An 11,526-nucleotide genomic window follows, 5' to 3' on the forward strand; every position below is an offset into this window, starting at 1 on the left:
CTAAATCAAAAAAGCCCCGCGGTTTAAATTCCGCAGGGCTTCATTCATTTAGAAAATTGAATTACTTCTTTTTCTTGCCGGCAGCGTTGCCGCGAAGGTCGTTCATCTTCATCATAACATTGATTTCCGCATTCGTGACCTTGGATCCTGCGCCAGCCGGGTCAAACACCTTGTACGTAAACTCGTCAATTCCAGTGAAGCCCTTGTTCGGCATATATTCAAAGGAACCATTCAATTCGTTCAAGATAATTCGACCATTACGCGGCTTCATCACAAGCTTCACCGTTGCAATCTTGTCGCCATCCGGGTCAATCGCACCAGCCATGAGACCACCCGAAGCAGGGACCTTCAGCTTTTCGTTTTCATGGGCCACATAGTTCTGCGGTTTTGTCTCTGGCGGATTGTTCACGGCAATCACCGTAAACGTAGCAGTCTTGTGAGCTGTACCCCCTTCCGGGTCCGTCACCGTAAACGTGATCTTTTCGGGATCGCCCTTCCAGTGAGAGTAAGGCTGAGCAATGATGACCGTCTTCTTGGACTTGTCATAATTCACCTGCAACTGCTTATTACCCGTAAACTTCCACTTGAGATCATCAAAGTTGTGGTCCTTGTCGCGAGCGTACTGGTCGAGCTTAATCGTAGCAATAACGCCGTCATTCTGATTTTCCTTGATGGTAAAGTCAGGAATATCACGCATGACCGGAGGTGCATTCACATGCTTCACGACAAACTTCACAACAGAATTATCCGAAGCACCAGACGGGTCGGTAGCGGTAAAGACAACCGTTTCTTCGCCGAACCAATTTTCCTTCTTCGGCTTGATTTCTGCAACACGGGATGCGTTGATTCTCACGTCGAGGTTCTTTGCGCCAGAAGTCTTCCAACGGATTTCGCTATTCTTGTGGTCCGGGTCGCTGACAAAGTCATCCAAATTGATGGACTTGAACGGCTTGCCTTCGAGCGTCGTCTGTCCCGGAATATCCTTCACGACCGGCGGGTCGTTCACGGACTTCACAGTAAAGCGTACATCCACAGAAGCCTTTTCGCGGCTCGGGTCAAACACGTTAATCGTCACAGTTTCACTACCGTTCCAGAACTTATCCGGAATTTCGACCGTGAGGATTCCCTTACTGCTAATGTTGTACTTCAGCTGATGCTTTCCTGCAACCACTGGAGCCGGGGCTTCTTCTTCGACATGCTTTTTGCCCTTCTTTTTCTTCTTATCCTTCTTCGAATGCTTAGCCTTTACAGGTGCTGCCGAAGCAAACGGATTTTCATCGTCAATCGACCACTTCATTTCTTCAATCTTGTTATCCGGGTCGGTAACATATTGAGAAAGGTCTATCGGCAGGAAAGCCTTCTTTTCTTCAATCGTCTGCGGCGGAATAGCCTTGAACTTCGGCGGATCGTTCACAGAAACAACTTCGAACGTAGCCTTGGTCGATTGCTTGTCGCCAGCCGGATCCATCACCGTAAACGTAAGCGTTTCCTTGCCATACCAATCCGGACTCGGAGCCGTAATGCTAGCGCGTCCGTTCTTAATATCCACGGCAAGTTCATTATTCCCCGTAACGGTCCACTTGAGTTCATTCGGCTTATTATCCGGGTCGTTCACAATCTTTGCGAGATCAACCATCGTAAATTTTTCTTTTTCCTTAATTTTCTGATCCGGGATATTCTTGGAAATCACTGGCGGGTCGTTCACCGGAGTAACTTCGTAATCAATTTGGAGAACGGCCTTTGCTCCTTCCGGGTCCGTCACTTCGAGGCGAATCTTTTCCGTACCGTTCCAATACTTGTCCGGAGTTGTCACGATCAATTGCTTCTTCGCGTTGATAGAAGCCTTGAGTGCACGCGGTTCTGCAACTTCATACTTCAAGGATTTAGCCGGATGATCCGGGTCAGAAACATATTCCGTCAAGTCCAGCGGCTGGAAACGTTCCTTTTCCTTGATAACTTGAGCGAGAATCGGCCTAATTACCGGAGGATCGTTCACGGATTCCACAACAAAATTGACCGTTTTGGAGTCCGTTGCGCCATCCGGGTCCTTCACAGTGAACTGCACATTGCGTTCGCCATGCCAGTTCGGATCGGCGATATTGATGTGAGCGAGGCCGCCCTTGTAAATCACGACGCTGAACGGATCCTTCAAAGGTTCATCTTCGTCTTCGTCATCATCCCTGCCCTTCTTGCCTTTTTTGCCCTTCTTGGCGTGGGCGGATTCGGGCTTCAGCACCTTGACCGTCCAAGAAAGCTGTTCAATCGTATTATCCGGGTCACGGACAAACTTGCTCAATTCAATATCCTTGAACTGGCCCTTTTCACGAATCTTCTGTGGCGGAATATCCTTCAAGACCGGAGGATCGTTCACAGACATCACTTCAAATGTAATCGACTGCGAAGTCTTTGCACCGTCCGGGTCGCTCACTTCGAGCACCATCATTTCAGGAGCGCACCAGAAATCCTTGCCGGGAGCCGTTACCGTAAGTACGCGGCTTGCAGAAATTTCAGCCTTGAGCTGTTTTCCACCTGTAATCTTCCAGCGAAGTTCATTAGGCTTGTTGTCTGGGTCCTTCACGAATTCATCAAGCTTGATAGGCTTGAAGGTTTCCTTTTCCTTGATTTTTTGGTCTGGAATACGGTTCACAAATGCAGGAGGATCGTTCACGCGTGTCACTTCAAAGAGCATTTTGTGGCGAGCGTATGCGCCTTCCGGGTCAGTGACGGAGAACGTGAGCGTTTCCTTGCCGCTCCACTGCGGATCCGGTGTAGTGATAATCACGGTATTGTCCTTGCGCATATCGACCTTGAGGTTTCTGTTGCCAGAAACTTCCCACTTCAAGGAAGAAGCCGGATGGTCCGGGTCGTCGGCAAGAGTAGAAAGGTCAATCGTCTTGAAGCGTCCACCTTCGAGAATGGTTTCACCCGCCGGAGCGTTACTTGCAAGAACCGGAGCGTCGTTCACGGAACGAACCTCAAAGCGAGCGGTCTTGCTTGCAGAAGCCCCTTCCGGGTCCGTCGCGGTAAACGTGATGTTTGCGGCACCATGCCAATACTTGTTCGGAATCACGATGTTTGCAACGTTATTCGCATCCACCTGGACATTGAGCGTTTCGCCAACAGATTCTTCTTCATCCTTGCCCTTCTTGCCTTTCTTCTTGGAAGAACCTTGGCCAATCGGGCTGACCTTGAACGTCCACTTGAGTTCAGAAATCTTGTGGTCCGCATCCTTCACGAAATCTTCAAGCTTGATCGGCTGGAACAGTTTCTTTTCGTCAATGGACTGGTCACGCAAATCACGTACAAATTCAGGTGCATCGTTCACGGAGAGAACCGTAAACGTTACTTCCTTGCTATCCGAAGCCCCATCCGGGTCGGTCACCGTGAAACGAATCTTTTCGGAACCGTTCCAGCTCGGAGACGGAGGAACAACCGTTACCTTGTGTGCAGCATCCATCGTCACGCGGAGTTCCTTGTGTCCTTCCATCTTCCACTTGAGGCGATTCTTCGGATGGTCCAAATCTTCAACAAAGTTGTCGAGTTCAATCGTCTTGAATTCGCCCTTTTCCTTGATGGTCTGACTTGCAATTTCCTTCATGATTGGCGGGTCGTTCACAGAAACAACAGTAAATGTTGCCGTTGAACGAGCCTTGGCTCCAGCGGGGTCCGTAACAGTGAACGTCACCTTTTCGGTACCATTCCACATCTTGTTCGGAGTCTTCACGGTCACGATGCCACTCTTGGACATATCGACCTTGAGATCCTTGTTGCCCGTAAAGTCAATCTTCAAGCTTTCAAAACGGTCATCTGGGTCAGACACAAGTTCAGATACATTGAACGGAGTAAATTCGCCCTTTTCCTGAATGGTCTGGTCGGCCACCTGCTTGATTTCCGGGAGATCGTTCACAGATTCTACGGTAAAGAGAGCCGTCGAAGAAGCCTTGGCCCCTTCGGGGTCCGTCACGGTAAACGTAATTTCTTCGGCACCGTTCCAGAATTTATCCGGAACAATAATTTTTGCAACCTTGTTATCGTCAATTTCAACCTTGAGTTCGCATTCTCTCTTCTTACCACCTGCCGGTTTGCACGTTGTCGCAAACGTAAGTTCAGAAAGCTTGTTGTCCATGTCCTTCACCATGTCGCCAAGCTTGATCGGCTGGAATTGACCCTTTTCCTTGATCGTCTGCGGAGTCACCTGCCTTACGAACATCGGCACGTCGTTCACAGATTCCACCGTAAAGAGCACGGTGCGTTCATCGCAAGCGTTGTCCGGGTCGCAGACCTTGAACGTAATCGATTCAGCGCCATGCCACTGAGCGGACGGCGGAGTGATGCGAGCGTTATGACCGGCATCCATCTGGACTTTGAGTTCCTTGTTTCCAGAAATAGTCCACTTGAGACGATTCTTCGCATGGTCCGGGTCTTCAACGTAATTATCCAGTTCAACAACCTTGAATTCGCCCTGTTCCTTAATCGTTTGTTCACGAATATCCTTCATCACCGGAGGATCGTTGATAGCCGTGACCGTAAACTTCGCAGAAGTCGTTGCACGGGCACCTTCCGGGTCCGTCGCCGTAAACATCAACGTTTCCGTACCGTTCCACTGGTCGTGCGGAATCTTCACGGAAACTTCGTGCGTTCTGTTGTCTATATTGACCTTGAGATCCCTGTTGCCCGTTACTTCGACCTTGAGCTTCGAGAAATCGTGGTCGGCATCGCTCAAGTAATCATCCAAATTAAACGACGTGAACTCATACTTTTCTTCGACACTCTGGTCGGCAATTTTCTTGAATACCGGCGGGTCGTTGATGGATTTCACGTTGAGAGAGACATCCTGCTTGGCAGAACCACCTTCGGGGTCCGTCACGGTAAATGTCGCAATCGTGTTGCCGTTCCAGCTCGGATCCGGAATTTCGATTGTCGCGACATGCTTATCGTCAATCGTTACGTTGAGCGTACCCGTTTCCGGCATCGGCCCCTGGTGCTTGACTTCGACATCCCAGGAAAGTTCGGAGTTTTTGTTGTCGTCATCTTTGACAAAGTCATCCAGCTTGATTTTCGTAAACTGCTGTCTTTCATTGATGTTCTGTCCCGGAATCGGACGGATGAACTTCGGCAAATCGTTCACAGAATTGACCGTAAACATGGCTTCGGATTCGGCACAGGCTTTGTCCAAGTCGCAAGCCGTGAACTTGATGGATTCGGAGCCGTTCCACATTTTGTTCGGAATGCGGATTGTGGCGACACCGCCAGAGACGGAAACTTTCAAATCCTTGTTGCCAGTAACAGTCCACTTGAGCACTTCGACGCGGTGGTCTGGATCCTTCACGTACTGCCCCAGCTGGATCGGAGCAAATTCCTGCTTTTCTTCAATCGTCTGGTCCGGGATGTTCTGGACAAACTCCGGAGGATCGTTAATGGAATTTACTTTGAACAAAACATCCTGCTTTATCGAAGCGCCGGCAGCGTCAGTCACGGTAAACGTCACACGTTCCTGACCATTCCAGTTTTCATCCGGAGTCGTCGTGATAGCAGAACCATAACTGTCAATTTCAATCTTCAGGTCCTTGTTCCCCGTCACAGTCCACTTGAGCTTCATCGGATCGTCATCCGGGTCCGTCACGTAGTCGGACAGCGAAATCATGTCGAACTGGTTCTTCTCGTCGATAATCTGGTCAGGAATCTTCTTTGAAAATACCGGAGGATCGTTGACAGCCGAAACAGTAAAGGCCGCGGTCTTGTTGTCACTGCCATAATCCGGGTCGTTCGCAATGAACTTGATGGTCGCAGAACCATACCAGTGAGCGTCAGGAATGACAATCGTCGCCACGCGGTTCGCGTCAATCGTCACAGACAAGTCACCATCGCCTTGCGGAGCACCCGTCGGGCGAACTTCGGTATCCCACGTAATCTGGTCTTTCTTGTGGTCGGGGTCGTTTACATAGTCATCTAAGCGAATCTTTGCAAACTGTTTGCCTTCAGAAACAACCTGACCAGGAATTTGCGACACAACCGGAGGATTGTTCACTGATTCAACGTTAAAGTTCACAGTCTCAGAAGCAGTCGCCCCTCTAGAGTCCGTTACTGTAAAAGTCAAATCTTCAGAGCCATACCAAAGAGCATTCGGAGTCGCAATTTCTACCGTATGGTCTGCGCCAATCGTCACCTTGAGGTTCTTGTTGCCGCTAACCTTCCAACGAAGCTGGGAAGGATGGTCCAAGTCATCCGTTACAAAATTATCCAGATTAAACTTCGAAAAAGTACCACCTTCCAGAATAGATTCGCCAGGTATTCCGCTCACCTGCGGAGGTTCGTTTTCTGCTACAGGAGCTTGAACCGGAGCCGGGGCTTCCGGAGCGGGAGCAGCCGCAGGCACTTGGGCCGGAGCCGATTCAACCGGAGCCGCAGGTGCAGGATCTTGCGCAAAAGAGGAGGTCGCAAACACACTAGCCGAAGCAAGCAAGGCCGCCATGGACCTTTTTATTTTTTTCATTTTCATTCTCCGAATTACCATACACGAATTAAAAATTTCGAAGTGAAATTTTTCACACGTTCTAAAAAACGTCAATAAATATAATGTTTTCGAAAAAAAACATGACGATATTAAATCATGTTTTTTCTTAATTATAAATCATATTTTTGTCAATTAGACTCAAAAAAATTCGTAACATATTGAGTATCAATGAGTTAAGAAAAAAACAGCCAGAAAAGTACACCAAGCGCCATCAAGTCTTTAAAAACGGGAAGAAAGCACCCACTTTGTAAACTTTTTGTAAAAACCAGCTTTTTCAAGATAAACACCCTCGCCGACACGTCCCCTAATACCACAAAAATCGTCAAAAAATGCTAATTTTAAAATTAAAACCATTAAATCTAACCAGGAAAAACAATGAAATTCGTATTTCTCTGCGACGCCAACTACCTCAAAGGCGACATGGTCAACTTCCAGAATAACTTCCCGACCAATCACGAACTCGTGACGATGACCTCTGAAGACCTTCTCCAGAGCAAGTCCATCATCGAAGGGACCTTTGCAATCTTGGCAGAACGCACCACTTGGCAGAAGAACTTCAGCCTTTTCCGCTACTTCGGACTCTTGCCGCTTCTCGAAGTGCTCCCGCTCGGCATCGTAAGCCGTGGCCGCCGCAACGAACCCATCAAGGGCCGCAGCCAGAACAGAAACCAGGAAATTTTCTTCAACCCGGCCGCATCTGCTGAAGAACTCTACCTCCAGGTCGATAAGTTCGTCGCAGCACCTCCTTCTGGCTATACCTATCCGCGCGGTGCCGCCAAGTAAGGCATGCAAAGAAAGGTCCTAGAAAGCCTTTACAACCAAGGCGGGTTTACGCTTTTCGCCATCTCCGACGAAGACGTTTTACCCACAGAAGCCTTGCAGAAATTCGCACTGGCACTTAACGCCGGTGCGCGTTTTGTTGTAATTGATTTTACCGGCAAGCGCCCTTTTGATGGAAACGCCCCCTTGCAGGCCGCAGACCTTTCGAAAAAAAATTTGGACGCCTCCGACATCGCAGAAATTTCATCTACAGACGTAAATATCACGTTTAGCGGCACGAAAGCCTTGCCCACGACAGATACGGAATTTCGTACGCTCTACCACAACATCAAGAGCCTCGAAAAGATAGCCCCGCATGTCATCGGCATCATTTCGACCGAGCAAGTCGAGAATGTCGGAAATCTCGTTTCGATGGCCCGCCTTTTAATCATGCATGTGACCGAAAAGTCCATGAATTCGGCGGCAGCGTTCATCGAAGACGTAAAAGAAGCGCAAAAAGCACAAATTCTCTGGTTATCCAAAGAACGCCCCGCAAGGCGCAAATACCCCAAAGCTCGCAAGGCCATCCGCCGAAACGCCACCGCCACCAAGGAAGCGTTCGCCCTGGATTTCCAGAAGAACCCGGAAAAACTGGCCAAGGTCGTAAAGAAGCTCCATAAGATATCCATCCTCGTCAAAAACCCGCTCGATGGATTCCCGCGAATCATACGCAACAGTTTCCCATTGCTGCTGATCGTCGCAATTATCGCCCCATTCCTCTTTGTCACAGACATTGACCGCAGCGATTCGAACCTCCGCGACCGCATACAGGAAAGGAACCTGCTTTCCGTTGCCCCCTCCTTCGAATACACCTTCGACGGAAACGAAAGCATGCAACGAATCGCCCGTTACGCCATCGGACGATTCGACGCAATCATCACAAACGAAAAGATGGTCAAGAATTACGTCGCCAAGACGCTTGAAGACAACGGATTCAAAGTCACCTCTTGGGAAAAAGGCAACCTGAATATTCCGCCCAAAGGAACAACAATCCGGTTTTCGCGTCCAAACGAAATCAAGCGCCCCGCATCCGCAGACACCATCGGAGCCGCCTGGAAATACTGGACATCCGTCATCTCGGACAGCATCGCCTACATTACGGAATTCTATCACGAACAAGCGACAGCCACACAAAGAAAACACAACGGCATTGATGTCGCAAGCCGTCAAGGAGCCCGCATCCTCGCTCCCTTCAACGCCAAAGCATGGACTAGCCGCGACGAACGTGGCGGGGTCATCATAGGCCTTGTCCGCAAGAACGACGTTATCTTGTTCATGCACTGCGACAAGCTGCTCTACTTGAACGGACAGGATGTCATGCCGGGCGACCCGATTGCCACTGTCGGTACTACAGGACACACGACGGGCCCCCACGCACATATCGTCACAGGACTTGTAAACAAGAAGGGCAAAAAACGCATCGGGAACGTCCGTTACGATGTCATCGACCCCATCAAGTGGTTTTACAAGTTTAAACCCTCATCTAAGTAAAATATTGGTGTTTTATATCACATGTAACTTAAAAATATCAAAAAAACGGCAGTTTGTAAACAAAACTTTACACTACAACTATCGCAAATCTATTCACAATTAAGTAACTTTGTTCCACGGGATTGATGTAGTGTAATAACAATGTCAAAAAAAAGGATTAGGACATGAAAAATTCCATCATTTGGGCATCCCTCGCACTCGCAGCAGCACTCGTTTCCGGTTGCTCTGGAGTTGTGACCCCAAAGGCCGAACTCGCCAGCCACAACGACTCGGTTCACAACATTCCCGCTATCGACAGTCTCATTGTCAGCATGAAGCAGGACTACATCAAGCAGTGCTATATGCCGGTCGCATCCCACATGCCGCCCGAAAACTCTTGCCAGTCCGACTTGTTCCAGATGGTCGAACGCCGCTACCACATGGACTACAACCAGAACCATGTCGCATCTGCTAGCAACGAACTTTTCTTCAAAGATGTCGTGCCTGAAATCCAGAAGAAAGTCAAAAGAGAACCGGCTCTCCGCGACCCGCTCCGCAAGGCATTCTCCAACAGCGACGAAATGCTTGCCTACTACAAGGACAAGTACAAATTCAATACCCAGATTGAACAGTTCTAATTCTAATTTTTCCTGTTAATGACTACATTTGGCGCAACCTTCACGGGTTGCGTTTTTTTTTCTACATTTTCGGCCATGAACGAAGAACAATGCGCATCTTACTCCAAGAAATTACAAGAAATTGCCAAAGCTCCTAAATACCGCGGAGCCATATTCCAAATAGAAGCTGACGAAAAAGGACTCGCACTCGTCGATGTCAAAGAAGCAAGCCTCAAGGTTTACTTGATGATTGATCCGGAATGCGACAAAATTCTAGAAACGAGGTTCTTTACGTACGGCGGCCCCGTCTTTACCGCCCTTGCACATTCTTTCTGCCGCAGAATACAGATGGCAACCATCGACGACGCTTGCAAGATTACCGCCGAAAGCCTCGAAGACGAACTGCGTGACACACCTGATGCAAGAGCCATCCCGGAAACAGCTCCCGAAATCAAGCAAATGAACACGCTCATCGCAAAGATTTTAGAAGCTTATCCTGAGAAGAAAGCGACAGCCATCATCGTTCGCGAAAAGATGGAACGCATCAAGTACCGCACGCAGACCGCCGAAGGCCGTGCCGAAGCAGATGCCGAATGGAACGCCCTTACGAAAGCCCAGAAAATAGAGAAGATCGAGGCTTGGTTGCACCAGACCGTACGCGGAACACTCCAAGGTGACGGCGGGGACATACAAATTCTCGACTTGACCGATGACAACCGTCTGCAAATCCGCTACCAAGGCGCATGTGCCGGATGCGGTAGCGCCATGGGCGGTACTTTGTTCTACATCGAAGATGAACTCAAGAACAACGTTTATTACAACATAATTGTAGAACCGGAAGATCCGCTCGCGAACATCCCGCAAAACCCAGATTTGCCCGGTTTGGACGACAATAATCCACCTGCAAGCATGTATTAATGTTGACTTTACATAACGATAGAAAAAGAGATCTGTATATTTTTCTAAATTTTTACCAAAAGATTCGCGCATTCACCACTAGAACGATTGTGCAAATGATAGTTTGAAAGATTCCCGTTTTCACGAGAATGAGAATATGAAAAACGTTGATACGATTGCCGTTTTGGACTTTGGCGGGCAGTACGCCCACCTGATTGCTAACCGCGTGCGCCGCTTGGGCGTATTTACCGAAATCCACTCCCCCGCTGCCCCGGTCTCTGAACTCGAAGGCGTGAAGGGAATCATCTACAGTGGCGGCCCCTCCAGCGTGTATGCAGCCGACGCTCCGGAATACAATCCCGAAATTTTGGACCTTCCGGTGCCGAAGCTCGGCATCTGCTACGGTCACCAGCTCATCGCCCAGCAGTTGGGCGGTCATGTGGAACCGGGCAAGGTGAAAGAATACGGTATTGCAGACCTCATCGTGGGTGACGAAAAGTGCCCGCTCCTGAAGGGACTCCCGAAGGCCAGCCCCATGTGGATGAGCCACGGCGACCAGGTGACCAAGCTCCCCGAGGGCTACAAGATCGTGGCCAGCACCAAGGACTGCGAAATCGCCGCCGTCGCCTTCGACAGCGACAAGCCTGAACGCCAGATTTTCGGCATCCAGTTCCACCCCGAAGTCACCCACAGCAAGTTCGGCATGAAGTTGCTCGAAAACTTTGTGGACTTTACCGGTGCAAAGAAGACCTGGAACATGAAGAGCTACCTGCCGCTCATCACGCAGCGCATCAAGGACCAGGTCAAGGACCGCAAGGTGTTCTTGCTCGTGTCCGGCGGTGTGGATTCCACCGTCGCATTCGTACTTTTGAACCGCGTGCTCGGACCGGAAAAGGTTTTGGGTCTGCATGTGGATAACGGCATGATGCGCCTCGGCGAATCCCAGAAGATTATGGAATTTTTGAAGGCCGAGGGGATGAACAACCTCAAGGTCCGCGACGCCAGCGAACACTTCCTCGCTAAGCTCAAGGGCGTGACTGCACCCGAAACCAAGCGCGGCATTATCGGCAAGGAATTCTTGACGGTGAAGGACGAGGAAATGGCGAAGCTCAACCTCGATCCGAACCAGTGGATGATGGCTCAGGGCACTATCTACCCCGACACCATCGAAAGCGGCGGCACCAAGAACGCCGACAAGATTAAGACGCA

General features: G+C 49.5%; 6 protein-coding genes. 5 read left to right on the forward strand and 1 reads right to left on the reverse strand.

The window, feature by feature from the left end:
- Positions 1 to 61: 61 nt before the first annotated feature.
- Positions 62 to 6,493: a tandem-95 repeat protein gene (locus tag IKG78_RS14025; protein WP_290944576.1), complete on the reverse strand. Its 6,432-nt coding sequence runs from the start codon at positions 6,491 to 6,493 to the stop codon at positions 62 to 64.
- A gap of 396 nt (positions 6,494 to 6,889) precedes the next feature.
- Here IKG78_RS14025 and IKG78_RS14030 point away from each other — a divergent pair, with 396 nt between their 5' ends.
- From IKG78_RS14030 to guaA, 5 genes are all read left to right on the forward strand, one after another.
- Positions 6,890 to 7,297 carry a hypothetical protein gene (locus tag IKG78_RS14030; protein ID WP_173356246.1) on the forward strand — a complete coding sequence of 136 codons (408 nt, stop codon included), beginning with the start codon at positions 6,890 to 6,892 and terminating at the stop codon, positions 7,295 to 7,297.
- Between the two features lie 3 nt (positions 7,298 to 7,300).
- Complete coding sequence (locus IKG78_RS14035; protein WP_290944579.1) at positions 7,301 to 8,824, forward strand: M23 family metallopeptidase; 1,524 nt, start codon at positions 7,301 to 7,303, stop codon at positions 8,822 to 8,824.
- 164 nt (positions 8,825 to 8,988) lie between these two features.
- Positions 8,989 to 9,441 (forward strand): hypothetical protein, encoded by a 453-nt coding sequence (locus tag IKG78_RS14040; RefSeq protein ID WP_290944582.1) that lies wholly within the window; start codon positions 8,989 to 8,991, stop codon positions 9,439 to 9,441.
- A 75-nt stretch (positions 9,442 to 9,516) separates the two neighbouring features.
- On the forward strand, positions 9,517 to 10,338 hold the full coding sequence (locus IKG78_RS14045; RefSeq protein ID WP_290944584.1) for a NifU family protein: 822 nt from the start codon (positions 9,517 to 9,519) through the stop codon (positions 10,336 to 10,338).
- Between the two features lie 136 nt (positions 10,339 to 10,474).
- Positions 10,475 to 11,526 (forward strand): glutamine-hydrolyzing GMP synthase (gene guaA / locus IKG78_RS14050; protein ID WP_290944586.1); only part of this gene is annotated, 1,052 nt, incomplete at its 3' end.

The organism is Fibrobacter sp., assembly GCF_017545445.1.
Lineage (GTDB): Bacteria > Fibrobacterota > Fibrobacteria > Fibrobacterales > Fibrobacteraceae > Fibrobacter.